Here is a 23356-nt window from a genome sequence, read left to right as displayed (position 1 = left end):
ACACTCTCATTAGTTACAACATACTTATCATATAGCACAGCACGCCGGGTCAGGCCAGCGTGCGGTTGAGGTCAGACAGGGACGGGAAGGGCGATGTTATGGTACACCGGCCAGCTAAAGCAGAAGCGCGCGCCGCCAAGTTCGGTCGCCTCACAATGTACCGTGCCGCCCATCGCCTGGGCGATAGAGTAGACGATCGCCAGCCCAAGGCCACAGCCTCCGGTGGCGCGATCGCGGCTGGGGTCGAGGCGGACAAAGGGTTCAAACACGGTTTCTCGTGCTTCCGGGGAAATTCCCGGTCCGTCATCCTCTACGGTCAGGCTCGCCTGATTGCCCTGCAAATCCAGGCCAATCCGCAGCGTACTCTCGCTGTAGCGCATGGCGTTATTCATCAGGTTATCCAGCACGCGCTCCATCAGGCGCATATCCAGCGCGCCGTAATCCCCCGGCGTCACCGCCGTTAACAGCGTGCGTTGCGGATTAACGCTCTGCACATCATCAATATGCGCCTGTAACCAGACGGGCAGATCCGGCGTGCTGAGGTTAAGCTCGTTTTGCGGACGGTCGAGGCGCGCGTAGGTCAGCAGCTCCTCAATCAGCGCTTCAAGCTGGCCAATGTCGCGATTCAGCGCCTGATTCTCCGCCTCGGTCAGGTTCTCACTCATCTCCAGCCGATAGCGCAGGCGAACCAGCGGGGTACGCAACTCGTGAGCAATTCCGTCGATCAGCTGTTTCTTGCTGGCAATCAAGGCATTAATGTTATCGGCCATCTGGTTAAACGCAATGCCGAGGCGATCGAAACTGGAACCGCTGTCGAAATGAATCCGCTCGGTAAGATGACCCTCCCCAAAACGCTGCGCGGCAGATTCCAGTTTCAGCATGTCCTGCCAGTGTGGGCGCATCCAGATAAACACCGGAAAAGCCAGTGAAATGGCAATAAACGCCAGCAGGGCGAGGTCTAACAGGCGCATCTGATGCAGATAATACAGATAAGGCACCGGCCCGACGGCCAGTACGTAATGGCTGCGAGGAATACGCTGGATAAAGGTGTACTTCTCATCCAGCGCCACAATGTCCCCGTCACGCAAACGTTGCAGGGTGGGGGCATCTAAATCGAAATCTTTCAATGGCTCGATGCGCAGATCGAACGACAGATTTAAATCCAGCTCTTTAAGGGTTTTCGCCCAGTCGTGCGGGGGAATTTCCCGCAGCTCGCTACGCATCAGATAGAGCGAGCTTTTCATCAGATCGTCCAGCGACTGCCTGCCCGCACGTTCGGCGGTAAATTTATAGACCAGCCCGACCAGCATGGTCATCACCAGGAAGCAGACAAACAGCAAAAGATAAAACTGCACAAACAGCTTTTTCATTAAATATCACCGGAAAATCAAGTAATTAACTACTTTGTTTTTACCTTCAGGGGCACTATAGGGGCATTTGTATATCCACCAAAGCGCTGATTCAAAAATGATACCTGATCGCTATCGAGAGCATTTATCCAGGCAGAGTATACATGGAAGACCATCTCTGCATTCTCATGACCCATCTGATTCGCAATAAAAGCAGGATTAGCACCTGCCGACAACATCCAGCACGCGTATGTATGACGCAGCTGATAGGGGCGTCTGCGGCGAATGCCCGATCGTCTTACCGTAATATCCCATAGTGACACAATTGAGCTGACTGAATAGTACGCAGCTTGCTTGCCTTTCTGAGGTCGAGGCATAAACACAAAGTGCAGTTTCTGCGTTTCCGTTTTACCGAACTCCCGGTGGTGAAAAGTGATTGGTATCTTAGGGGCACTCCCCGTAAGCTCCTTTTGAGCTCGCAAAGCCTCCAGAGCCGGCTCCAGTAACTTTATCGTCCGGTATCCTGCTTCGGTTTTAGGTGGTCCAAACAAGCCTTCCTGAGTTAGATTGCGCGCAATGTTGGCTTCGCCGGAATTAAGATCGATATCCTCCCAGGCAAGAGCGCAAAGCTCTCCGGGCCGAACGCCAGTGTAAGCAAAAAATTGCCACATGTTTTTCTGCTGAGCCGGAGCAGTATCTTTCAATTGCTCAAATTCATGTCTCAGAAGCGGATCTGGTTTTGTTTGCCCTTTGCGAAGCCTTTTTATCCCGACATATGGTTGATATGAAATGACTTTATTTTTAACCGCATAGTCGAGGATTTGTCGCAGGATGGCCAGATAATAATCTACTGTTCTAACGGCGCGGCCGGTTTTATTTCTCCTCTTTTCGGGTGCATAGTTAGTCTCGCCAGTCAGTAATTCCTTTCTCCAGCCCAGAATGTCGCTGTTGGTGATGGATGCAACCAGCGTTTCAGGGCCGATTAGTTTTGTTAACGTTCTTACAGCTATCCCATAGCTTCTTGTGGCATTGGGGGAGAGATCGATTTTATGGTTTTCATACCAGGTTGATGCAAGTTCGGAGAACGTCGTAATGTTTTTAGATGTATAAAACTTTGCTGCCACCTTTGACTCCGGGAACATGCCCCGGTAGTCAAAAGTGCCCAGTTGAATCTCGCTTACAATTTTGGCCCTTAGATTCCCGGCTTTTTTGAGATTCGATGCATTTACGATCCATCCTTTCAATGTTTCTCGACATCTAACGCCCTGAAACTTGAAACTAATTCGTATCTTATTGTTGTGGATCTCAACACCCGTTGGCATTGCAGCCATTATGCCTCCTTCACAAACCTGTTAATGTTTGGGATGTTGTACCAGACAAGTCCTCGCTCTTCGGAGCTGCTTCCATCCAATGGGATTCTCTTAAAATGAACACCTTCTACCCAGGAGGTTTGGCGATAGCTTTTAATCTGACGATCTGTAAGGCCTGTCTTCTCTTTTAGTTTTGAAGCAACGCCCCATTCTGAATCGTAAATTACCTGCGACATGGTTCACCTCAGGTAACCGGCATGAGTATAGATATGCCGGTCTTTAGTCGTTGATATTTCAGTTTCAGTTTGTCTGGCCGGGCAGGGAACGCAGTCGGCGCATGCCGGTCATTGCTGTGGCCACGTAGCTTGCCTTGCAGTTGACCACTTCAACCCAGACCTTCACGCCTTCCACTCTTACCGTATAGGTCTCTTTCATCTTGCTGCGCCCATAGTCACCATATCTTTGCTGGTGGGCTGCGAGTGCGATTTCACATGCCTGGCGAGCCAAAGGGGATTGCTTACTGCCTCGATTAATCAGTCGCATTTCTTCTCCTTGAGGGAGGGTTTCCCCTCCCGATCTCGTTAGTCCACGTATTCCGGTTTCATATCCGCCAGGGTGATGCTGAACTGACCATGCAGTTCGTCGCCCAGATGGCGTTTCGATGATGCAAGAACGCGCTCTACTTCCGCGAACCGCGCAGCTGCATCCGGCTCATCTGAAGATGGCAAGGAATTGATGGCTGCTTCGACTTTGTTCCGTGCATCAACCAGGTAATAACGCTTCACGGCCTTGTTTTTCAGCTCAGTGAACAGGGCAGAACCCAGCGTTGCTTTGACGGTTTCAATATCTGCGCGCAGAGCTTTAGCGCTATCCACATCCTGAGCCGCCTCGATGCGATCACGGAAATCATCAGCAAGTGCATCGATGTTTTGAGCTGATTCCTGAGCCGTTTGAGTGGTAGTGACGTTGTCACCTGAAATGTCTGCAAGGCTTACGTGCTGCGCCGGTACGGGGTTTACCTCTCGTTCTTCACGGCGATCATCGAGCTCATCCGGGGTGTAAACGCCCAGAATCACATCCGGGCAGAACAGTCTCGCCCAGCGTTTGACGGCCAGGTACGCCAGCTGCTGGCGAGGATCGTCTGCCCACAGGGTAGAGTTTCTGGTGCGGGCCTGAGCCAGCAGTAAATCAAGTTCCCTCGGCTGATCTTCGCCTTTCAGGGTTGCGCGGATAATGATGCCGATCCCGGCTTCGTCAGCCAGGGTCCAGCCCGGGACACGGTACTCGCCTTTGTCGCCTTTGCGGATATGGAATTTTCCAACGACCTTTTCCCATGGCCCATACCATTCATATTCAAACCGGCTGGCCAGCACGCCGCTGCGTGAAATGACGGCATTAACGAGCTGCGCTTCATACCCGAGCACACCGTTAATCAGGTGCGTCTTCTGCGCCACGGCAAAGGGATTCATCTGCCACTGTGCCGCTTGCATCGCTACAGCCATGCAGTCGGCCTGGTTGCCCTGCAGGTGCTTAGGAACAGTCGCGGTGCCCTGGGCCATAATTTGCGCGAACGTGCTGATGGCGTTCAGATACTGGGAATCGAACAGAGCCACGTTGGAGTTAATAACGGTGTTCTGGTCAGCAACGGTAACGTTAGTGCTATGCATAAATCCCCCTTAAGCCTGAGCGCGCAGCGCTTCGAGGCGGCGCAGGTCGAAGTCGTTCAGTTCATCGGTGTAATCGGTAGTGATCGGCGCTGGCCATTCGCCCGTGTCGAATCCGGTTGCGATGGCGCGCATCGTTTTGCGGTACTCGAGCATGCCCAGTTCCAGCAGTTCTGTGGACGCCTCAATGATGGCGATCCAGTGGTAGTTCTCGTCTTTGTTAACGAAAATCCAGAAGAACTGGTCCAGCGCCGCGGTCTCGCAATACATAGCCGCGCTGAGGTGATAGTCACGGTCTATGATTTCCCTGTGCAGCCTGGCGCGCAGGCTTTCCTGCTTCACATTCCACATGCTGATGGTTTTCAGGTCAGCACCGATGCGCACGCCGTCCAGTTCAATCTCGAGGTCAGGGCGTACACGCACTTCTAATCCGGTTTCGTCGTCGAAACCGAAGTAGCTCACTTCAACGGCGCGGCTTGGATGTGTCAGCAGCATGCCGGCGGTCGGGTGCGCCAGGAGTGCAGACTGAATTGCACGCGCTGTGGCCAGCTGCTGGCGGGTAACCAGAATCTTTTCGCCAGGGTTGTCGCGCCAGGCATCCAACAGTTCGTCGGCGAATATGGCATCGGGCTTAACTGATTTAACTGCCTGGATCATGTCTGCTTTGGTACCGGACACTTTCAGAGGTGTCGGTTTCTGCGCTTCCTGTGCCACCAAATCAGGATTGATGATCGCTAATTGCTCGAGTTGCGCATCGCGGCTGCCACTGGTTTTAACCGGCACGGGCAGGGTGGCGTTGTACTCTTTAATGCATGCCTTCATTGCCGTTGCCGTTTGCTTCTGGCCTTCTTCAATACGCTGGTACTCAGCAGGGAGAACCATATAGCTTTGAGCCGTTTCTTCCAGGCTCGCGCCAAGCGGCACTGGAGCGGGAAGGGATGTGTTATGTTCTTCAAGCAACGCTTTGATCTCGTCAGCGCTTAGTAGTGCCGGCAGGCTGGCGTTGTACGCGTCGATGAACTCACGCAAAGTCGCGGTGGTGGTGAAAGCCCCCTCCGGGATCTCAGGTTCTACGCTGAACTCTGCTTCGAGGTTTTCCGGCTGCAATGCAAGGGCGTGCACTAGGTTCCCCATGTCCAGCACTTTGGATGCTGTGCGCGGTATTGTTTTAGCCACATGGCGCGCGTTGAAGTACATCAGGCTGACGCGGGCATCTTTCACCTGGGTTGAGCTAATACCGTTTGCTGCGTGATAAACGTCATTCGGTAGGCCTTCGTAGCGGCCAGGTTCGAAGTCTGCAGGGAACTCCACTTCTGGGTTCGATTCCTGAACGTCAATTGTTGTTTCCTGCAACTGGTCTGCTTCTACGGAATCTGTCTGCGAATTAGCTGCATCAGTGCTTTCGCCCGGTGGTACCGAACCAACATCTTCGTCTTTCTCTGGCTTAGCCGTTTCCATCTGCACATCGCTGGTGGTCTCCGCTGCGTTTTCCGTTTTTTCGACTTCATTTGAGGTGGTATTGATGCCCGGGGCGGTATTTCCAACCATCAGACCATCGATGGAGAACACTCCACTGCCGAGATTTTCAACCTGCGGTTGTTCAACAGGTGCTTCGGTCTCAACAGCCGGAGTAGACAGCGGCAGCAACTCCACAGCAGAGTTAAACTCAGCCGTCATGGTTTTATTCACAAACTCAAGATGAGCCGCTGGCGTGTGATGAATGTTTTCTGGTGCGATGCGGATCAGATTGAAGATTGCCGCACGGTTCACCGCCAGTACGCCGGGCTGATTACGCAGGATGGCGCTCCATGATTTCCATGGTTCTTCTTTCTTAGCCACGATTTCTTTGGCACGTCGTAACACGCTCGAAGGAATCTCGAAGTGGTGGAAGTCCATAGGCAGTAGAGCGCATGCGATCTCAAGATCGAGAGTGTCCAGAGTGTGATGCGCGCCTTCGCCGCGATCCGTTACGTAGCCACCGTCGGCATTAGTACCAGAATCGGTGCGCTGAACATTACTGATGCGATTACCGGCTGCCCACTCGCGAACGAGAATGCCGCGGTCAATATAATCAGTCGCCGCCCAGATTCTGGTGAAACGGAGAACCAAAGCGAGTTCGTGACGCTTTTCTTGGCTGAACACCTTGCGAATGGCGTCGGTATAGCGCCACAGGTCTTTGGTGTCGTAACCCTTAACCTCTTCGCAGTTTTCTCCCGCCAGCAGCAGGTTCTGGACATAGCTGTTGTCAGTGTCCATCTCCAGCGCACTGATAGCTTCGTACTCTTCGCGGGTTAAGTGGTGGCGCAGTTCGTCGGCGGTGAACTGGGCGAGTAGCTGCTTCCGGAACGGCATACGCACGACTGGATAACGAGTGGTTTCGTCATCATTCTCGTCAATCTGAAGACCGTTTTCAGGTTCTGGATCCTGACCGGTTGTAACATCGATGTCGTTAGTGCTTTCTGATTTGAGAAGAGAAAGCTTTCCGCTTCTCCACTCTCTAACTAACTCATTGCGGTCACCTGCATCTACTCTCAACCAGTCGGCCATGAAAGCAGCAAGTAGCTTTACTTCGTGCTCTTCATCTGGCGCAAATACCTGCTTAATCGCCTGAACCAGTTTCCACTCAGCGTTCAGGCTGAGTTCGGCAACTTCAGGGATGCCGTTCTTCGCCAGCAGCAGGTTCTGGAGATAGGTGTTGCCTTCATCCAGTGACATTTCGCTGGCAACCAGCTGCTGCTCTTTAGTGATATGTGACTGGTATTTGTCGCTGGTCAGGTGGACGGCAAAACGGACCGCTGGAGTACGGTTATCAAGCGTGACACTCTCGACAGTAGTTTCGACTTTAACGGTCGGTTCCGGTGCGGCAGTGTTGTCCACGGCTCCAGTAGATTCAGCACCAGTCTTTGGCAGCCAGGTGCGTCCATCGTCCTGCAGTTCGTAGCGTTTGCACCAGGTGTAATCCACTGTGCTTTCTTCAGGCAGATCGTTGTAAACAGGGAAATCGGTGCGAACCGGTTTGGCGTAATCCTTCCCGCGTCCGGTTTCAATACAAGCATCTTCCAGCTCAACATCGAGCTGCAGGTTGGCACGGGCTTCTGATTTAGCAGTGAACCAAATCACTGCGTCTTCTTTGCCAGATTTCTGCGTAGCCTTCACTACATAGAAAAATTCCATGTGAGATCCTCTTTTTTGGATGTAAGATCCCCGGGCCAGAGATAGCGCCCATTGGGTGAACTTTGGTTTTTTAAGTAGTTTTCCGGTGTAACTTTGGTCGGGAGCACCGGACGTACGGGCCGCCTTGCGCGGCTTTTACGTTATGCCTCGTGGGCCATTTGGTCGTAGGAAGCACAACGTTCAGAGCAGTATTCTTTTTCTTTGCGCGCCAGCTGTGCGCCGTTGCGATAGAGAAGGGTACTTTTGACTACTTCCTCCGGTTCAACCGGCTTGTGGCAGTACCCGCAGTTCGTTGAGTTACACATCTGGATTCCCCTTTTGCGCCAACAGGTAGCAAAAGCGGCGAAGAATCACCTCGAAAAAATTCAGTTTTACGGCCTGCTGCCGTCCTGGTTTACGTGCGAAATCAATCATTCTCACCCTCGTTTGCCTTATCGCCGGCCAGCGGAACGTTTACACCTGATGCGCGTTAATCTCTTCACCTCATCCGACTATTCGTATGCCGTCGGCGGCTACTTCGTGGGCGTCCTGCCTTGGTGGTTTGTAGTGCGTCTTGGTAATGCAATATTAAGCCTGGGGCTTAAATTGTGTCAAGCCCAGGATTGAGTTTGGGTGTAAGTTTCAGGCTTAAAGATGATGATCGACGTACGGGTAGCAAAAAAAATCTCGACTCAGTGGTCGAGATAGGAGGAGTGGATGATTGAAAGCTGCGCTCAGTATAAAGAACGGGCCAGTAGTAATGAAATTTGAAGGAAAACAAGCAGGGGGGTTAAGCTACATATAGTGTTGCAGGTATTTGTACAAACCAGTACCAATAGCGATTATTGCAGGAACACCCAACAAAATTGCTAATTTAGCATCTGTTATTTTCTTTTCGACAATATCTGTCGATGGTTTTTTATCAAGAGAAAGCCGGATAGCTTCAAGGCGTTCAAGAGCTACAGTCATGTTTTGGTTGATCAACCTTACATCAGCTCTTAGTTCGTCGACATCACGCCTTATGTAACCAACATCAGACTCAAGCTTTGCTACCCTTGCTTCAAGCATGCCATTGCCTCCGCCATTACCACCGCCATACTGGGAGTATGCATCTTCACCAGAGGACTGTCCATGATGCTTGTAGACGTCCTGATTTGGTCGAAGTTGCACTATCGAATTATCTAAATTCATTACGAATCATCCCTGTTGGCTTGATGTCAAAAAATGAACTTGCGACGCTAAGTATCTTTTTTGTAGAGGCATCGATCAGTACAGCTTGAACCTCATAGATGCCTGGATTCTCGACTTTAACATTGTCGAAGTTAACTTTTAGGGATGCTGTTACAACAGTCTCGCCATCAGGAGAAGTAGAAACTCGAAAAGAACGCTTGTTCATGAACTCATCAGAATCAATAGCGATCAGGGTTTCATTGTGATCTTCACTGAGAACTTTTACAGCAACGATGTAATCTTTGCCTGCATGAAGACCTATAAAGAAAACGCCAAAAGCTATGTCTGCCTCTCCACTCCATTCGTCGAATTCATAAACCAATATAGGAATACCGGAGGTGTCTTCTACAACCGCAATTGGGATGACGTAAGAAATTCTTTCTTGGATGGTCATAACTTTGCTTTCCTGAACGAACAAACGTACGTATTTGTTAGCTGACTAATCTGACTCACCTTTTAAGCGTCTACCCATATATTTTGCATACAATTCGTCTAGCTCTTTCAGTCGCAAAGAAACAATACGTAGCATGTTGCGTTGCTCTTCTTCTGGCAGTTGTCGGTAGAGTTCCAGCAGGCGCTGTTCATCTGGCTTCAGACCATCTTTCTCACCAACGTCCTCACCGAGCAACCATGGCACAGATACGCCAGCTGCGTCAGCAACGGCAAGTGCGGATTTCTTACTGATCACACCTTTCTTAAACCAGCCGTTTACAGATTGCGGAGTTACCCCAGCAACCCTGGCCATATCGGATTTGGTCATACCACGTCCATTCAGCTCTGAAAGGCGGTCGACAAGTAGTGGATTAAGTACGGTTTTCTCTTTCATGGTTAAAAGAATAAGCCTTTTGCTTAAACTTGAAAATTCGCCTGGAGCTTGACATGTTATTAAGCTTTAGGCTTAATTTGGTTGTATTCAAGACGGAGACAATAATGAACGGTTTAACTAAAGCTATTAAATCAGCTGGCACAGCAACAAATCTAGCATCCATGCTGGGTATAAAACCTATGTCGATCAGTCGCTGGAAAAACCGATACCACGGTGTGGTACCAGCAGATCGGGTCCTGCCAATTTACGCAGTAACTGGCGTAACTCCCCACGAACTGCGCCCCGATCTCTACCCAAACCCCACAGATGGTTTACCTAAACAGGAGCCTTAACAATGCAGACTGTTTCATTCCAACAGAGTAACAGAGCTTCCTCTAATCCACTGATATTCCCGTGTCATCAAAGCGAACCGGCAACGCAGGATATTGCTCATCGAGATATCTGCTCAGCGGTCCGAGCTTGGGCAGCGGCAGAAGGGCGCGTAGCTGTGGCACTTCAAATCCAAGAAGCGGCGGAAGAACTCCAACTTGCTGGCGTGGATTTCTCAGGCCAGGCAGATGTCTGGAACGTGAAGCTGTTCCGATGGCTGGACAACAAAGAAGACTCCGCATCTTACCGAAAGAACGTCGAACAGCTGGTGCCCGCGATCATGTCTGTATTACCGATTCGATACCGCGACCGCGTCGTAAAGAACGACTCGTTTGCCTACCGGATGGCCAGGTTGGAAAAAGAGGTGAGTGAGGCGAAGCAAGCTCTGATGCTCGATGCGCCGAAGAAGGAAAAGCTGAAGGAGTTAGGCGAGGGGATTTTTGAGATGTTCAGAGTCGATCCTGACCTTACGGCACCTCTGCTGGCGATGGTGACAACCATGCTGGGGGCAATGTGAAGACTTCAGAAAAGGCGAAAGCCGCGGTGCTCGAACACCAACGGCTTTCAGGTGCAAAAACGGAGTGTAATTGCGGAGCTAAGTATGTCAAACACAGCTGAAATTATCAATTTCCCCCACAGAACCGAACAACCGGGAGGTCGTATGGCCGACCTGTCAAACGGGTATACCAAGGTCGCTAACGAGATCCAACAGCTCAAGCCTCGTCTGAGAATGTCAGGCCGGGAGTGGCAGTGTTTTGAGGCGGTGATCTGGCTTACCTACGGCTGGAACAAGAAACAGGACCGCGTTACAAACACGGTTATCGCTGAGCTTACAGGGCTGAGTGATTCGCATGTTTCTGATGCGCTCAAATCGCTCGCAGAACGCAAAATTATCTTCAGTCAGAAGCAGGGCGTGATGAAAACGGTCGGTATAAATACTGACCTTTCCGCCTGGATTTTAGACAAACCGAAAACGGGAAAAGTCTTCCCGAAATCGGGAAAAGTGTTACCGAATACGGGAAAAACCTTCCCGGAAACGGTAGACACCCAAGACTATAACAAGAACAATATTAAAATATCCTCGTCTCGGAATTCTGACGAATCCCGAAACCAGAAAACTCAAAAATTTCTCTCACGCCATCCTGAAGCTGCCGCCGGGATATACACCCCGGCAGGCAAATCATGGGGATCCGCTGACGACCTCAAGGCCGCACGCTGGATTTACGACAGGCTTCTCACCGTCAACGCATCGCTATCCGAACCAAACTGGGCTGAATGGGCAAACACCATCAGGCTGATGCGTGTCCAGGACAAGCGTACTCACTACGAAATCTGTGACCTGTTCCAGTGGGCCAACCGAGATGAGTTCTGGAAAGACAACATCCTGAGTCCCTCGAGTCTTCGCAAACAGTGGGATCAGCTCACCACGAAGCGGCTGCGTGCAACCGGAACGGCAAAGCCATACCAGGGCGGCATTGACCTGCATAACACCGACTGGATTGATGGGGTGCTGGAATGAAAAACCTAGCCGAGAGCATTCGCAATTTTGACCGGGAACAGGCACGCCGTGTGGCACACAACATGTCTGAGCAGTACACCGAACGCGAACAAACGCAGCAGGTGGCGCAGATTATCAACGGGCTGTTCGTACAGCTGGCTGCCGCGTTCCCGGCAAGCCTGGTTAACCGCAGTCAGGAAGACGTGAATGAGATCCGCCGGCAGTGGGTGTTGGCGTTCAAAGAAAACGGGATCACCACTCTGGAGCAGGTTGAGGCCGGTATGCGCATGGTACGCCGTCAGGAGCGTCCATTCCTGCCTTCGCCAGGCCAGTTCATCAAGTGGTGCAGGGAAGGGCGCTGTGTGCTGGGGATCACCACCGCTGACGTGATGGCTGAATACTGGAAGTGGCGCAAGCTGGTGTTCCGGTACCCGAGCAGCGAGCAGTATCCCTGGCCAAAGCCTGTTTTTTACCACATCTGTCTGGAGCTGCGGCGCCGTGGAACAGATGGTCAGTTGAGCCAGAAAGAGCTTGAGCATGAGGCTGGCGATATTCTGGACATGTGGGAAAAGCGGGTGCTGGCCGGTAAGCCGATTCCGCCAGTGCGTCGGGCATTGGCAGCACCAGTTGCTCCGAAGGGGCCGACACCAGCTGAGCTGCTAAAAGCAAAGTATGAGCGGATGAAGGCTGGTGGGAGTTTAGAGCGAAGGAATTGACAGTTATCAGTGATTTCGCGGACGTTGGATTTTCATCCTCGCTGGGCGTCTAATGTATGTATTATAGATTCAAGGACTCAATAGCTTGGTCGGAGATTGTATATGTTCATATATAACGTTTTTGGACGGAATATTGGCGTCCAACGTAAAAAAATATCGCTGGCTGGTATTCCGTGCTGACCTGACGGATAGTAAATTTTCTCGACTCTTTGACATTGCTATTCCAGACGATATGAAAGAAGGCGAGATTGCCAACTAGCTTGGTGACATTTTCCATGACGCTGCAACCGAGCGTCATCCAAATGTAGAACGCATCGAATAAGGGTTTAATGGATCGCATTACGTTGAGTCCGCTTTGACACGAAGCGCTACGTATCTATTTGGATCGCAATTGTGCTGTTGGTGGTGAATTGAAGGTGTAAAGAGGTACATAAGTTGGGCGAACTTTTAGGACGCCCACTGGAGAAGTTGCTTGGTAATACTGAGATGGTAAGGCCAAATTTGGCATTATGGTGTTAGGCACATGAAAACGGGAGCCCGGTAATTACCTACCAAGTAGCCGTTCTCAATCCTGTATATTGTAAGGACGTTGCGCGATTTAAGTGCTAGCGAATAGAAATTATCAGAAAAATCTTTATCTGATGCATTATCACGTTCACCTTTTATTACTTTAAGATTCTCCATTCTGAATGAGGAAGCATCAAGTTGATTATATGTAAAAATCGCATCGCGATTTAGCCACGACTGCTCGTTATTGGACTCAACAACACCATCAATTCTGATGTGCCCGTTTCTACTATGGTCCATTTTGAGTTTCATAGTACCTTTAATCAGATACTGTTTTTGAGGTGCACTGAAAACAAAATCTGCATCGCAGTCAATGATAACGCGATTACGATATTTAAAGTAGGTAAAGATTGCCGACAACAAAATAAAAGAAAGTAATATGAAAGTGATGGATTTTCTGTTTTTTAAAATAGATATGGAGATATGCATATTTACATCCATGAGTGATATGTATAATCAATACAGGAAACAATTTCATTGTCTTTTATCTGGCAATGGGATAAAAAAGCTCTTCCACCCTGATTCTTTAAGATTCCGCCAGTTGCGAAAAAGTAAACTTTGCTATTGCCGTTGCATGAGATGTTATTTTCCTCAATATAATTTTGAGCGAAAGAAAGTACTTCGTTCATTCTTGAATTCCGTCCCATTAACACAGAATAGACTGGGCAGTCCCCAATCGCACCAATTTTCTCAGAGCTAATGGACATGCTTTTTTTGTGCGTCATATCAATTAAGTTGATAACAGAAAATGGAGTGCTAATGAGTACAATAAATAAACTGATACTCAGCCACGTAACAATGGAGCGCTTCGATTTCTTTATCGGTTGAGGTAATTCTGCACTCAATGAAGGAAGCGTCACAAGTTCTGATTCATTCTCGATCTTGATATTCAACGTGCTATTGAGTACGAATCCTTCCCTCGGAACTGTTCTAATAGAATCGTCAGGTAACTGAAAATTAGCCATCAATTTTCTTAGTTGGGATACATACTGATTAAGGCTGTTGTTGGAAGCCTCCAGCCCGTGCTTCTCCCAAACGTAATGCATAATTTCTTCTCTTGTAAGCAGTTTACCTTGCTCTTGTAAGAAAAGTTGGAATAGTCGTGCAACGATGGGGCTGAGGATTAAACTATCTTTTTCGTCATTATTGGTCCAGAGCGCACCATCATCTGTGCGAAAACAGATCAAATCCTCGATGATATAAAGCATAATCCCTCATTTCCTCTTCAAAACACGCTGAAAATTCTACATCCTACAACCTTCTGGATAAACCCATGTTAGGAAATTTCCTAACGGATGTCTTTCTGGTTAGTGTATTGGTCTATAAAAATTTATAAATCAGCTTAATATTCTATAAAATCAATATTTATAATATAAAGATTCCATTTTCGGTTTTTGATGGTAAATTTCTGCCCATCGAAAAGTTGCCGCAACATAACTCTGATAATTGAGCACGATGTTAGGCAGTCCAAGTTGTCGAATGAGCTATGTGACTGATTTATGCATTCGAACTATGTGGAAGCTGGAATAGGAGTCGACAGTGAAAATGTGCAGTAAAGAATACTCATTTTCTGCTGAGATTACTTGTGATGAACTATCAACTAAGCTAAATCATTATGGGTTTATAGAATGTCATGAAATGATAAATTTCCTTGAGTTTGTGTGTGACAAAAAGCCAGACGGACTTGCATTAAACTGGCTGAAAGGAAAAGTCACCCAATGTCTTGAAATACACGATAACGGAAGTGATTATTTTGATGAGTTGAGAATTATTAAGTTTTTAATTTATGATGCGTTGATTGTTGATCGTTCATTAGATTAATTCTGTTCACGCAGTATTCATCAAACTACACAGAAACTACCAAGTGTGGAATGAGGTGTTATGTTTAATTTTAAAAATGTCATGAATTTGGCAGGGGTAGTTCTATCTCTGGGAATCTTCTCTGCATCGGTCAACTCAGCTCCGATGATTGGTATAGGAAGCATGTATGATGTACTAACTCCTGAAAGTCAGAGTTTTTCAAAGCGTATTTATAACAGTGGCGACTCTACTGCCTTTGTGAGAGTTGAATTGCTAGAGATAGATCCGAATAGCAAAAACACCTCTAATAATGAAAGCCCCGTGAAAGAGATGGATGGTAATGTTCTCGAAAAAAATAGGCTGGTTGTTACACCTTTGAGGATGATCATTCCACCAAATGGGTTTCAGTCGGTTCGTGTGATGTGGCCAGGGATGCGAGACAAGGAACGGTATTTTCGTGTTCGGTTTACCCCTGTTATGCCACAAGCTGATGATGGTTTTGGTCTCGATAGCAAGGCCGCAGGACAATACAGAAAAGATACACTTCAGGCTGGTGTAAATATTCTTACGGGATATGGAGCTATTGTAATTGTTCAACCTGAGAAGCCTAAATTTCATACAAGAATTAAAAATAATACCACTGGCGGTGTTACTGTCACTAACAATGGTAATGCAACGGTAGTACTAGAGGATATTCGCCAGTGTCGAACTGCTAATACAGACTGTGGGGAAGTCAGTCGAGAGTTTATTCTTCCTGGGCGTAGCCATTCAATTACTGGCAAAAAAGATTTTAAAACAAATTTCACTCTCATCGAGGGAAACAATAAGCAGGCGAAGTCTTTTTAATACCTGTTTAATTCACTAGCACTCTTTTGTGCGAATTTTGGACGAAATAACCTTAAGGAGTTTTTAATGAATCGTCAATTAACTGCAATCAAAACTAGTATTTCTGCGGCTATCTTTGCTTGTGCGGCAATGACAGGTGCAGCAAACGCAGCTGATAGCCAAAGTTACACTATCAACCTGTCGGCTACCGTGCCATCAGATTCCTTCCAGGTTCTCCCGGTAGATTCAGGCTGGATCGACCAGACCCAAGATATGGGTTATGACATTGCAAGCAGCAAACTTCAGGTTTTTGAAAAACAGTTCCAATACAAAAACACCGCTGGGGCCATCCAGGCAACTCTCACTGGTAACCTCAATTCTGACGGTAAACCACAGCTTTCAAACGGTACGGATGTCATTCCATTGGCTGTGACCTTTAACAATATGCCTGTTACTAAAACTGCATCCGAAGTGGTAAGTGCAACTGCAGCTAAAGCTGGTGGCCGTACTGCCCTAAAAATCATGCAGGCTGACGATGCCGCACTCACCGTAAACGGTATGTTTACCGGGTCTGTGGCCATGATTTTTGAGCCTGTAGTAGTGACACCATAACTTCTGGCTTGTTTCTTTAACCTGACAGAGGAGGCCGCTGTATTGCTGCAGCGGCTTTTTATATGAAAAGATTCGTGTTGCTTTTATCTATGTACCCATTCTTCAATGCAGAAGCGGATATTACACTTGCCTCTAATATGCGGGCTCTTCCCGAGGATTTCAGACGTTACTTTTATGAGTCAGAAGTTCATGCCCAGGTTTTTTTGAACGACTCACTGTTATTCGAGGCTGCCATCACCTTAACAGAAGGTGGTAACGTTCGCCTTATTCGTATCGTTGAAGAGTCAGATAACATTGATCCGATCATTAGGAACCGATGGAAAGAGGCGTTGGAGAAAGGGGTGTCAGTAGGGGAATGTTCTAAAGACTGTCCCCCTGGTCTTATGGCAGCGGAATACCGATTAGATAGCTCAATACTGAAGCTATATACATCAGATTATGAAACAGCAAAAACTCAAGAAAGCTTCATCTCATTACCGGAGGGAATGCCTGGTGGGATGATAATGTATAATGATATTTCTGTGACTAACAGCGATAGTACCCGCAGTTGGGGTATCAACTCATCACTTACCGCCTCTTTGCTGGGGTGGAGTCAGAAAGCCTCATTTCAGTCTTCTGGTACAGACGGAAAATATCATTTCAGCAGCAGTAACCTATACGAACTATATTCCCAGAAAGAATTACCCGGTCATTTTATTCGACTAGGCTTTTTCACACCTGACAGTGATACTGGTAACGTAGAAATGACAGGCTTCGGATATGACACGGTAGTAGGCGCCATGTGGGGTACGTCTGACTCCTTACTAATTAATGGTGACAGTGTCAGTGCTTGGCCAGTCTATGTAACTGGGCAACATCAGTCCATTGCGGAAGTTTGGCGCGACGGGCGGCTTATTCATACTCAGCAGTTGGAAGCGGGTGTGCAGGCACTCGACACTCGTCGTCTACCCGGCGGTATTTACGACATTACCATAAAAATTATTGAAAACGGCCAAACCATCGACACCCAGCAGGCCCAGATTTATAAACCTCAGGGCTGGAACAACCCCGATAAGCGCTGGCGCCTGAACCTTTGGGGTGGTCAGCAGCGAACCATCGGTACTAACAATCGTTATGGCGACGACCACGTTAATCCTGGAGCGGCGGGCGGCGGCATTGACTATCTTATTCACCCGCGGGTGGTTATGGGCTTGAGCGGCGCAATCACGGAGAACGAACATCAGGTCCGGATAAGAAGTAATGTTACGCTTTCACCGAACGATTCGTTGTTTGCGCAATATACAACAGGTAGTGATGACAACCAGTCAAATCAAAATACCGATTTTCGTTACTACCGTACCATTCCTGGTGGAGGCTCGGCGAGCCTATATTGGAGGTCAACTACAACTGACGTATACGGCTATCAGACTCGAAACCGTCAGCAGGGCAATACCTGGGGATCAACTTTGTCGTTACGACTACCTTGGTCAACATCACTGACAGTAAACGGCCAGTATATCGATACCCCCTGGCGCAAGGGATTTGGTGCTGATGTCTCGACGACGACTCTGGGTTCGTTAGCTGGAAGAAATATGAACTTTAGAGTCAGTGGCTGGGATAGGCCAGGTTACGGTAATAAGCGCCGAGATAATGGCGTATCGCTGGGTCTTAGCTTGTCTCTGACTCCATCTTCAATGCACACAGTATCAGCGGAAACTGGGATGAATCAAAATCGCGGGTATTCAAGTCTCAGTTATCAGTATCAGCCAGAGGATGAAAGCGTACTTCGCACGATGGGAGGAAGTTTGTCATATAGCTCCCAGAATACTGTATTAAGCGCAAATGCTTCTGTAGATACGACATTCGCAAGCGGTGATGGCTGGGTGCAACACAATACTCAGGGAAGCACAAACACAGCAGGAGGAAACCTGAGTCAAGTGTTGATGCTGGGTGGAGGAAAGATAGCATCGGTCAGCGGCAGTACCACTCGTGGTATGAGTTCTGCTCTGATTGTGGATGTTGAATCGGATGAGGATGATATCGGTATCCAGGCCTCGGGAAAATTCTCTGAGATCCGCTTAACCCCCGGTAGAAATGTTGTACCAGCAGAACAGTGGAAAAGGGACGTAATTCAATTTAGTGCCACTGGAGGAGATAGCGTTAAAGTTTTCCCAGAACAAGAGAGTATACAACTAAACAAGGGCAGCGTGCAGTACGTGAAAGTAAATGCGGTTAAGACCTATTCATTTATCGGAACTTTACTAGATGAGCAAGGTAAACTTCTGAAAAACAGATTCGTTGAAAGCGATGTTAGCGGCTCGGTAATTAATGCAGAAGGCGTTCTGACATTAGAGACAGGCAGAAACAATCGAATATTAAAAATGAGATCTGAAGATGGGAAACCAGCGCTGACATGTATCTTGCCAGTTATTGAGGATCTTCAAAATACTTCTGTACGCTTTTTTAATGCGTTGATATGCAGCGTGGAGCATGAAGGAGATAAAAAATGAGAATAAACAAACTGGGCTATTTCTCAGGTATCATGATGTTAGCATTTACAGTATCAGTTGATGCTGTGACTTTAGATATTACAGCTACTTTCACCCCTTCCATCTGGGCTCCAGAAAATAATGTATTTACGAATACGACGCCTCAGGGCGGATATTGTGCGATTTATCCTGATCAATGTCACCCTGGTGATACTAGTCTTGCGACGGGAATAGAGTTGATACCTTCTAAATCCCTTACTGTTAATGATCAGCCAAGAGATAGTCTTTTTTTTAAATTACCTTCCTCTTTTCGTGAGGTTGAAGTCACTAATGGCACTAATAAAGCAACAGTTTTATTTAGAATGAACGTATTGAGTGCAGCATATATAGCCTCAAGTGATCACGGAGTCTATGATTGGAAAAACGTCCCTTACTTCTCTTACCCTACTGGGGGATGTGTGTTCCGAGCCCCTGGATGGGGGTCAAATTCAATGTTTACATGGTTATGGTCGTACCCAGAGGGGGTTGGTGGTTGTTATAATATTACATCTGTTGACCGCCCTGAAGGTGACAGTAAGTATATTAAAAGAGTGGATACAATAAGTTTCGGTTATGAACTCAAAACGCCTAACCCATTGGAAATGGAATCCGGGGTTTATCAAGGAACGCTCCGGTTGGATGTAGGCCCAGGAGCGGATATGGATTTCGGAGACAACTTTAAAGCTTCGGATAATGTAATTGTGCTTAATTTTAAGCTTTCCGTAAACCATGAACTTAAAATTACAGCCAATATTGAAGAACAAAATGTTTCTATGCAACCTTGTGAACCAGGTAAAAGATGTACTGCAGAGCATGGGGACGCTAATTGGGAACGTTGGATGATAACTCGAGTAACCCCAGAAATGACCGGCATAAGTAATTTTGCAATATCTTCTTCAGGATCTTTTACCACTTATCTTCAGTGTGAATATCAAATAGAGGATAATTGTGCTCTAAAAAGTGATAAATCTGAACAAGCAGTACCTGTTCAAACTTTTTTGACACTGCCTGATAATATTGTTGATGGAACTACAGGTGGATTAGTTAGACGAAAGCGAATAGGTATTATTAAAGATAATAATAAAAATATCTTCAAAACTAAAACATATGCTTTGAATAAAAATGGTTACGTAGATTTTTTGGTTAATAAACAGGACGTAGATAGGATGTTATCTTCACGACCTGATACGTATCGTGGTGCAGTGACAGTGATTTTCGACTCTCATATCTATTAATAACAAAACACGTTCTGGGAATTAACGCAATCAGGCCCCCTTTTAGGGGGCCTGATTGCATTAATAATAACTTCTGTTCTCTAGCTTTGCTTCGTAAGCGTAACTATAGATAGTTGCAAAATCCGTAGGATAAGTTTATAAATGCACTGTATGTGCATACAGTTGTGTTTCTGCGGAGGGAAAAATGAAAATCGAGTTAGCCATTGATCGCATGAAGAAACTTCCTGATGGAGCTATACCTGCGCTCGAGTCAGAACTGCTCAAAAGACTCAGCAAGCAGTTTGAAGATTGCCAGCTTACGATTAAGCGTGCCAGTAATGATGGTCTGACTGTTTTCGGTGGTGATAAGAAGGAAGTCGAACATATCCTGCAGGAGACCTGGGAGAGCGCGGACGAGTGGTTTTATTAATCGCGTGAATTTCACTGGAGCAGTTTCAAAGAGTATCGCTGTTTGCGTTCCCCTGGCTGTTCCCGATTACTATTTATCGCGTCAATAAGTCGCTCTGGGGGAAATAGTGTGTAGTGCAGATGCCTTTAATGCAGATGATCAATGGTACGACGTGGTCAGAAGGGCCGATAAAGCAGTTATCTATAGCTTCCCGGCGGAAGGGAGATATCTGGTTTATCGAGTAAATGGAATAGTTTCATTACGACCATTACTCGAAGAGGAAGAAATCTTCACTCTGAACGGGTTTATGCAATTTGCAAAACGACTGGGGTACCGAGTTACACCACCGTCTGATATTATTCTTTCATAGGCCTGAACACCCTATACCTGATGCGCCACGGAGAGAACCATGGCGCTAGAATTACAACTTATCAAACACCACTCAGGAATACTGATCCCGGCCACACCCGAGACCAGCGATATCCTGCAATCCAAAACCCGGCTCGGCGATGTTCTTGTTGCCGAGTTCAGGTGGCTACGAAACCCGGCATTCCACCGGCGCTTTTTCGCGCTTCTCAATCTCGGTTTTGAATACTGGGAACCAACCGGCGGGGCTATCTCGAGTAACGAGCGGAAGCTGATCACCGGCTACGCCAAGTTCCTGGCTTCGTATGGCGGGAATGAAGGCGCGCTTATCGATGCTGCCGAGCAGTATCTTGAGCAGGTTCCATACCGGCGTGTCACGAATGGCATTAGCCTGTGCAAATCCTTCGATGCTTACCGCTCATGGGTGATCGTTGAGGCAGGGCACTTTGATGCCATTCAGCTGCCCGACGGAACACTTAAAAAGCATCCTCGTAGCATCTCATTCGTCAAGATGGACGAGCTCGAATTCCAGCAGCTCTATAAAGCTGCGCTCGATGTTCTTTGGCGCTGGGTCCTGTCCCGTTCATTCCGCAGTCGTGATGAGGCCGAAAATGTCGCCGCGCAGCTGCTTGGCTTCGTGGGGTGACGGGTATGAAATATTCTTGGTTCCATCATACCGACTGCAGCACCGAACAGGCCGACGAACTGGTTAAGCGTTATAAAGCGCGCGGCGTGCGAGTTGAACGCAGCCTAAACCAGGATTACGTGACCTGGACTGTCAGTGCATTCCTTCCGACTTCAAATACACCAGCGCGCCCGGATAGTCGCTGGCGAAACCGGATGTGGGGGTGAACGTGAAGACATATCAAATCACTTTGCCCTGGCCACCGAGCAACAACCGGTATTACCGGCACAACCGCGCGCGGACACACATTAGCGCTGATGGCGTAGCGTATCGCTATGAGGTGGCCACTGTAATTCGAAGCGCCCGGCTTAATATCCGCACGGCCGCACCACTCAAAATCCGAATTGAATGTCACATGCCCGACCGCCGGCGCCGCGATCTGGATAACCTGCAGAAGGCAGCTTTCGACGCTTTAACCAAGGCGGGATTCTGGCTGGATGACTGCCAGGTTGTGGATTATCGCGTTGTGAAAATGCCTGTCGTTAAGGGCGGGAAATTAGAACTCACCATTACCGAGCTGGAGTCCGTATGAATCTTGAAAATACCCTCAAATATCACTTCGCCAAATCGAAAATGATTAGTGATTCTCCGCGTGCAACGGCGTCAGACTCATTAACCGGAACGGATATCATGGCCGCTATGGGCATGACGCAGGAACGGGCAGCCTTGGGTTATAGCGCTTTTCTCGGGAAGATGGGGATCAGCAACAATGACCGGGAGAGGGCGATTGAACTGCTGGCCCAGTACGCGTTGACTAAGTGCGATCGGGTGGCTGCGCTGCGCAAACTAGATTCAGGGGTTAAACCACTGGTGATGCATCAGCTGGCCACCTTCGCGTTCGAGGACTATTCTCGCAGCGCCGCAAGTGTGAAGCATTGCGTATGTTGCGACGGACAGGGGTTCATTGACGCAGATGTGTTTACGATGAAGACCAGCACCCCTTGGCACGCAAAAGATGTTATTAAAAAATCCTCCGCTTGGGGGCTGAAAGTTATCCCTTCTCAGTACGAAAACAAACGCCAGGTGCGAGAAGTAGCCCGGGTGCTGTGCCCGGAATGCAAGGGGAAGAAGGTTGTCAGCTGCGCCTGTAATGACTGTCAGGGGCGCGGGAAAGCCATTAATCAGGCTCTAACAGAGCAGCAGGGCGTTCCGGTTCTGGCCGATTGTAAGCGCTGCTGCGGGCGTGGGTACGAGCGGATCCCATCAACTGAGGCTTACGCCGCGGTGTGTCAGATAACAGATGTAATCAGCCTCGATACCTGGAAGAAGTCAGTTAAGCCATTTTACGATCAGCTAATCACCAAGTTTGATATGGAAGAAGCATGGGCAGATGCACAGCTGAAGCAGATAACAAAATAGGGTGTTATTTTATCGTGAGCTATTTACTTTTCCCGAATCTGTGATAATTTTGCTCTAACGATGGGTTATTGCCTTCGTTTAAAGCCCTGCGGTTAAACCCGCGGGGCTTTTTGCTTAATAGCGATTTAAGAATTTCTAAAACCATCACTATTCATTGCCTCTTATACTTTCTATATCGGAGAGGGGGGAATGATGCGAGAAGGCTATTACTGGATTCAGTACAATGGTAGCAGGCAGATCGCTTACTACGTGCACGAAAAAATCGACGATTTAGAGTCGGGTGAAACTATTTACGGCGCATGGTGTGTGACTCGTGGAGATGATCTCGCCAACAATGGAGAGGTCGAAGTGCTAAGCGAACGTATTGAAGAGCCAAAGCTGTAACAGGAAAAAAATTAAGTGAAGCCTCGTTACTGTGCGAGGCTTTTAGTATCCATGGAAGAAGTAGCGAATCTTTAAGCCTATAAACTTCAACACTGGCCAGACATAATGCTGGATTAAATATAGGACAGGCGGAACAACTAATGTCGCACCAGTTGCGCAGATTGCGTATACCGCCGAGTCCTTTGCGATTGATGAGTAATTTAGGTTAAGTGTCTCAAGATTAATTGCATTGGCTGTACTCGAACCTACAAATCCAGAGCCAAAAACAACCAGAAACACATATAGTGATGCTGTTATGAGCTTTAAAATTAGCCGAATGTATTTCACGATGAACACCTGCTGATTGATGTCATCTTTTTACACAAATGCCATCTGTTTAGCTAGCTTAAAGGTCTCTTGCTTCTAAATAATACCCTGCTCATTGCCTTACCCTCACATTGCCAGCCTGTCGCTGGCTTTTTGATTTCAGGCTCTGGGTACCATCATCGACACGCCTTCTTGTTAATCGTCCCG

At 47.9% G+C, this 23356-nt stretch carries 28 protein-coding genes and 2 pseudogenes; 17 read left to right on the top strand and 13 right to left on the bottom strand.

Features of this window, described 5'->3' with window-relative positions; genetic code table 11:
• Positions 1-71: 71 nt before the first annotated feature.
• The 11 genes and pseudogenes from rstB to ACTJJA_RS19730 all read right to left on the bottom strand — a co-directional run bounded on the left by rstB (position 72) and on the right by ACTJJA_RS19730 (position 9532).
• On the bottom strand, positions 72-1370 hold the full coding sequence (gene rstB / locus ACTJJA_RS19780; protein ID WP_440668994.1) for a two-component system sensor histidine kinase RstB: 1299 nt from the start codon (positions 1368-1370) through the stop codon (positions 72-74).
• A 29-nt stretch (positions 1371-1399) separates the two neighbouring features.
• Positions 1400-2680 carry an Arm DNA-binding domain-containing protein gene (locus ACTJJA_RS19775; RefSeq protein WP_440668993.1) on the bottom strand — a complete coding sequence of 427 codons (1281 nt, stop codon included), beginning with the start codon at positions 2678-2680 and terminating at the stop codon, positions 1400-1402.
• Positions 2680-2895, bottom strand: a complete 216-nt coding sequence (gene xisR, locus ACTJJA_RS19770; RefSeq protein ID WP_047647992.1) for an excisionase family protein — start codon at positions 2893-2895, stop codon at positions 2680-2682. The genes ACTJJA_RS19775 and xisR overlap by 1 nt, the downstream gene beginning before the upstream one ends.
• 64 nt (positions 2896-2959) lie before the next feature.
• On the bottom strand, positions 2960-3202 hold the full coding sequence (locus ACTJJA_RS19765; protein WP_257257974.1) for a DUF4060 family protein: 243 nt from the start codon (positions 3200-3202) through the stop codon (positions 2960-2962).
• A 38-nt stretch (positions 3203-3240) separates the two neighbouring features.
• Positions 3241-4326 carry a RecT family recombinase gene (locus ACTJJA_RS19760; RefSeq protein ID WP_440668992.1) on the bottom strand — a complete coding sequence of 362 codons (1086 nt, stop codon included), beginning with the start codon at positions 4324-4326 and terminating at the stop codon, positions 3241-3243.
• A 9-nt stretch (positions 4327-4335) separates the two neighbouring features.
• Positions 4336-7497, bottom strand: a complete 3162-nt coding sequence (locus ACTJJA_RS19755) for a RecE family exodeoxyribonuclease (RefSeq protein WP_440668991.1) — start codon at positions 7495-7497, stop codon at positions 4336-4338.
• A gap of 140 nt (positions 7498-7637) precedes the next feature.
• A complete protein-coding gene (locus ACTJJA_RS19750) occupies positions 7638-7802 on the bottom strand; it encodes a YdaE family protein (protein WP_440668990.1) in 165 nt (54 codons plus the stop codon).
• Positions 7795-7950 (bottom strand): annotated as a pseudogene (locus ACTJJA_RS19745) (hypothetical protein); the annotation flags it as partial. The pseudogene ACTJJA_RS19745 and the gene ACTJJA_RS19750, both read right to left, overlap by 8 nt.
• 321 nt (positions 7951-8271) lie before the next feature.
• Positions 8272-8667 (bottom strand): hypothetical protein, encoded by a 396-nt coding sequence (locus tag ACTJJA_RS19740; protein WP_440668989.1) that lies wholly within the window; start codon positions 8665-8667, stop codon positions 8272-8274.
• A complete protein-coding gene (locus tag ACTJJA_RS19735) occupies positions 8654-9100 on the bottom strand; it encodes a hypothetical protein (RefSeq protein ID WP_440668988.1) in 447 nt (148 codons plus the stop codon). Before ACTJJA_RS19735 ends, ACTJJA_RS19740 begins: the two co-directional genes overlap by 14 nt.
• Before the next feature lie 45 nt (positions 9101-9145).
• A complete protein-coding gene (locus ACTJJA_RS19730; protein WP_063617092.1) occupies positions 9146-9532 on the bottom strand; it encodes a helix-turn-helix domain-containing protein in 387 nt (128 codons plus the stop codon).
• A gap of 104 nt (positions 9533-9636) precedes the next feature.
• Between ACTJJA_RS19730 and ACTJJA_RS19725 the strand changes: the two genes are divergently transcribed.
• The 5 genes and pseudogenes from ACTJJA_RS19725 (at position 9637) to ACTJJA_RS19705 (ending at position 12437) form a co-directional block, all read left to right on the top strand.
• Positions 9637-9864, top strand: a complete 228-nt coding sequence (locus ACTJJA_RS19725; RefSeq protein ID WP_219259435.1) for a transcriptional regulator — start codon at positions 9637-9639, stop codon at positions 9862-9864.
• A 2-nt stretch (positions 9865-9866) separates the two neighbouring features.
• Positions 9867-10418: a toxin YdaT family protein gene (locus ACTJJA_RS19720; RefSeq protein ID WP_440668987.1), complete on the top strand. Its 552-nt coding sequence runs from the start codon at positions 9867-9869 to the stop codon at positions 10416-10418.
• 84 nt (positions 10419-10502) lie between these two features.
• On the top strand, positions 10503-11420 hold the full coding sequence (locus ACTJJA_RS19715; RefSeq protein ID WP_440668986.1) for a replication protein: 918 nt from the start codon (positions 10503-10505) through the stop codon (positions 11418-11420).
• Positions 11417-12115 carry a replication protein P gene (locus ACTJJA_RS19710; protein ID WP_440668985.1) on the top strand — a complete coding sequence of 233 codons (699 nt, stop codon included), beginning with the start codon at positions 11417-11419 and terminating at the stop codon, positions 12113-12115. The genes ACTJJA_RS19715 and ACTJJA_RS19710 overlap by 4 nt, the downstream gene beginning before the upstream one ends.
• Positions 12116-12217: 102 nt before the next feature.
• Positions 12218-12437: pseudogene (locus ACTJJA_RS19705) on the top strand (DUF7661 family protein).
• 185 nt (positions 12438-12622) lie between these two features.
• On the opposite strand, the gene ACTJJA_RS19700 reads toward ACTJJA_RS19705, so the two are convergent.
• Both ACTJJA_RS19700 and ACTJJA_RS19695 read right to left on the bottom strand, forming a co-directional pair.
• A complete protein-coding gene (locus tag ACTJJA_RS19700) occupies positions 12623-13111 on the bottom strand; it encodes a hypothetical protein (RefSeq protein WP_440668984.1) in 489 nt (162 codons plus the stop codon).
• A 2-nt stretch (positions 13112-13113) separates the two neighbouring features.
• Positions 13114-13890, bottom strand: a complete 777-nt coding sequence (locus ACTJJA_RS19695; protein ID WP_440668983.1) for a winged helix-turn-helix domain-containing protein — start codon at positions 13888-13890, stop codon at positions 13114-13116.
• Between the two features lie 331 nt (positions 13891-14221).
• Here ACTJJA_RS19695 and ACTJJA_RS19690 point away from each other — a divergent pair, with 331 nt between their 5' ends.
• The 12 genes from ACTJJA_RS19690 to ACTJJA_RS19635 all read left to right on the top strand — a co-directional run bounded on the left by ACTJJA_RS19690 (position 14222) and on the right by ACTJJA_RS19635 (position 22843).
• Complete coding sequence (locus tag ACTJJA_RS19690; RefSeq protein ID WP_440668982.1) at positions 14222-14503, top strand: hypothetical protein; 282 nt, start codon at positions 14222-14224, stop codon at positions 14501-14503.
• Between the two features lie 60 nt (positions 14504-14563).
• A complete protein-coding gene (locus tag ACTJJA_RS19685; RefSeq protein WP_440668981.1) occupies positions 14564-15328 on the top strand; it encodes a hypothetical protein in 765 nt (254 codons plus the stop codon).
• A 66-nt stretch (positions 15329-15394) separates the two neighbouring features.
• Positions 15395-15919 carry a CS1 type fimbrial major subunit gene (locus ACTJJA_RS19680; RefSeq protein WP_440668980.1) on the top strand — a complete coding sequence of 175 codons (525 nt, stop codon included), beginning with the start codon at positions 15395-15397 and terminating at the stop codon, positions 15917-15919.
• A 62-nt stretch (positions 15920-15981) separates the two neighbouring features.
• A complete protein-coding gene (locus ACTJJA_RS19675; protein ID WP_440668979.1) occupies positions 15982-18408 on the top strand; it encodes a TcfC E-set like domain-containing protein in 2427 nt (808 codons plus the stop codon).
• A complete protein-coding gene (locus tag ACTJJA_RS19670) occupies positions 18405-19661 on the top strand; it encodes a hypothetical protein (protein ID WP_440668978.1) in 1257 nt (418 codons plus the stop codon). The genes ACTJJA_RS19675 and ACTJJA_RS19670 overlap by 4 nt, the downstream gene beginning before the upstream one ends.
• Before the next feature lie 184 nt (positions 19662-19845).
• The gene (locus tag ACTJJA_RS19665) at positions 19846-20070 is read left to right on the top strand and encodes a DinI family protein (protein WP_440668977.1); all 225 of its coding nucleotides are present in this window, start codon (positions 19846-19848) and stop codon (positions 20068-20070) included.
• A gap of 106 nt (positions 20071-20176) precedes the next feature.
• Positions 20177-20419 (top strand): hypothetical protein, encoded by a 243-nt coding sequence (locus ACTJJA_RS19660; protein ID WP_224065701.1) that lies wholly within the window; start codon positions 20177-20179, stop codon positions 20417-20419.
• Between the two features lie 39 nt (positions 20420-20458).
• Positions 20459-21061 carry a DUF1367 family protein gene (locus tag ACTJJA_RS19655; protein ID WP_440668976.1) on the top strand — a complete coding sequence of 201 codons (603 nt, stop codon included), beginning with the start codon at positions 20459-20461 and terminating at the stop codon, positions 21059-21061.
• Positions 21062-21066: 5 nt separating this feature from the next.
• Positions 21067-21267, top strand: a complete 201-nt coding sequence (locus ACTJJA_RS19650; protein WP_063132112.1) for a hypothetical protein — start codon at positions 21067-21069, stop codon at positions 21265-21267.
• A gap of 2 nt (positions 21268-21269) precedes the next feature.
• Positions 21270-21632, top strand: a complete 363-nt coding sequence (gene rusA / locus ACTJJA_RS19645; RefSeq protein ID WP_440668975.1) for a crossover junction endodeoxyribonuclease RusA — start codon at positions 21270-21272, stop codon at positions 21630-21632.
• The gene (locus ACTJJA_RS19640; protein WP_440668974.1) at positions 21629-22459 is read left to right on the top strand and encodes an antitermination protein Q; all 831 of its coding nucleotides are present in this window, start codon (positions 21629-21631) and stop codon (positions 22457-22459) included. The genes rusA and ACTJJA_RS19640 overlap by 4 nt, the downstream gene beginning before the upstream one ends.
• A gap of 192 nt (positions 22460-22651) precedes the next feature.
• Complete coding sequence (locus ACTJJA_RS19635) at positions 22652-22843, top strand: hypothetical protein (protein ID WP_440669035.1); 192 nt, start codon at positions 22652-22654, stop codon at positions 22841-22843.
• Positions 22844-23356 lie beyond the last annotated feature (513 nt).

The organism is Enterobacter sp. 22452, from assembly GCF_052045065.1.
Taxonomy (GTDB): Bacteria; Pseudomonadota; Gammaproteobacteria; order Enterobacterales; family Enterobacteriaceae; genus Enterobacter; species Enterobacter mori.
Note: the sequence above shows the minus strand (reverse complement) of the source record. Positions and strands in the feature narration are given on the sequence as shown.

Bases quoted from the DNA above. Each gene is read 5' to 3' on its own strand.
- rstB (WP_440668994.1), bottom strand. From the start codon at position 1,370: ATGAAAAAGCTGTTTGTGCAGTTTTATCTTTTGCTGTTTGTCTGCTTC.
- ACTJJA_RS19775 (WP_440668993.1), bottom strand. From the start codon at position 2,680: ATGGCTGCAATGCCAACGGGTGTTGAGATCCACAACAATAAGATACGA.
- xisR (WP_047647992.1), bottom strand. From the start codon at position 2,895: ATGTCGCAGGTAATTTACGATTCAGAATGGGGCGTTGCTTCAAAACTA.
- ACTJJA_RS19765 (WP_257257974.1), bottom strand. From the start codon at position 3,202: ATGCGACTGATTAATCGAGGCAGTAAGCAATCCCCTTTGGCTCGCCAG.
- ACTJJA_RS19760 (WP_440668992.1), bottom strand. From the start codon at position 4,326: ATGCATAGCACTAACGTTACCGTTGCTGACCAGAACACCGTTATTAAC.
- ACTJJA_RS19755 (WP_440668991.1), bottom strand. From the start codon at position 7,497: ATGGAATTTTTCTATGTAGTGAAGGCTACGCAGAAATCTGGCAAAGAA.
- ACTJJA_RS19750 (WP_440668990.1), bottom strand. From the start codon at position 7,802: ATGTGTAACTCAACGAACTGCGGGTACTGCCACAAGCCGGTTGAACCG.
- ACTJJA_RS19740 (WP_440668989.1), bottom strand. From the start codon at position 8,667: ATGAATTTAGATAATTCGATAGTGCAACTTCGACCAAATCAGGACGTC.
- ACTJJA_RS19735 (WP_440668988.1), bottom strand. From the start codon at position 9,100: ATGACCATCCAAGAAAGAATTTCTTACGTCATCCCAATTGCGGTTGTA.
- ACTJJA_RS19730 (WP_063617092.1), bottom strand. From the start codon at position 9,532: ATGAAAGAGAAAACCGTACTTAATCCACTACTTGTCGACCGCCTTTCA.
- ACTJJA_RS19725 (WP_219259435.1), top strand. From the start codon at position 9,637: ATGAACGGTTTAACTAAAGCTATTAAATCAGCTGGCACAGCAACAAAT.
- ACTJJA_RS19720 (WP_440668987.1), top strand. From the start codon at position 9,867: ATGCAGACTGTTTCATTCCAACAGAGTAACAGAGCTTCCTCTAATCCA.
- ACTJJA_RS19715 (WP_440668986.1), top strand. From the start codon at position 10,503: ATGTCAAACACAGCTGAAATTATCAATTTCCCCCACAGAACCGAACAA.
- ACTJJA_RS19710 (WP_440668985.1), top strand. From the start codon at position 11,417: ATGAAAAACCTAGCCGAGAGCATTCGCAATTTTGACCGGGAACAGGCA.
- ACTJJA_RS19700 (WP_440668984.1), bottom strand. From the start codon at position 13,111: ATGCATATCTCCATATCTATTTTAAAAAACAGAAAATCCATCACTTTC.
- ACTJJA_RS19695 (WP_440668983.1), bottom strand. From the start codon at position 13,890: ATGCTTTATATCATCGAGGATTTGATCTGTTTTCGCACAGATGATGGT.
- ACTJJA_RS19685 (WP_440668981.1), top strand. From the start codon at position 14,564: ATGTTTAATTTTAAAAATGTCATGAATTTGGCAGGGGTAGTTCTATCT.
- ACTJJA_RS19680 (WP_440668980.1), top strand. From the start codon at position 15,395: ATGAATCGTCAATTAACTGCAATCAAAACTAGTATTTCTGCGGCTATC.
- ACTJJA_RS19675 (WP_440668979.1), top strand. From the start codon at position 15,982: ATGAAAAGATTCGTGTTGCTTTTATCTATGTACCCATTCTTCAATGCA.
- ACTJJA_RS19670 (WP_440668978.1), top strand. From the start codon at position 18,405: ATGAGAATAAACAAACTGGGCTATTTCTCAGGTATCATGATGTTAGCA.
- ACTJJA_RS19665 (WP_440668977.1), top strand. From the start codon at position 19,846: ATGAAAATCGAGTTAGCCATTGATCGCATGAAGAAACTTCCTGATGGA.
- ACTJJA_RS19655 (WP_440668976.1), top strand. From the start codon at position 20,459: ATGGCGCTAGAATTACAACTTATCAAACACCACTCAGGAATACTGATC.
- ACTJJA_RS19650 (WP_063132112.1), top strand. From the start codon at position 21,067: ATGAAATATTCTTGGTTCCATCATACCGACTGCAGCACCGAACAGGCC.
- ACTJJA_RS19640 (WP_440668974.1), top strand. From the start codon at position 21,629: ATGAATCTTGAAAATACCCTCAAATATCACTTCGCCAAATCGAAAATG.
- ACTJJA_RS19635 (WP_440669035.1), top strand. From the start codon at position 22,652: ATGCGAGAAGGCTATTACTGGATTCAGTACAATGGTAGCAGGCAGATC.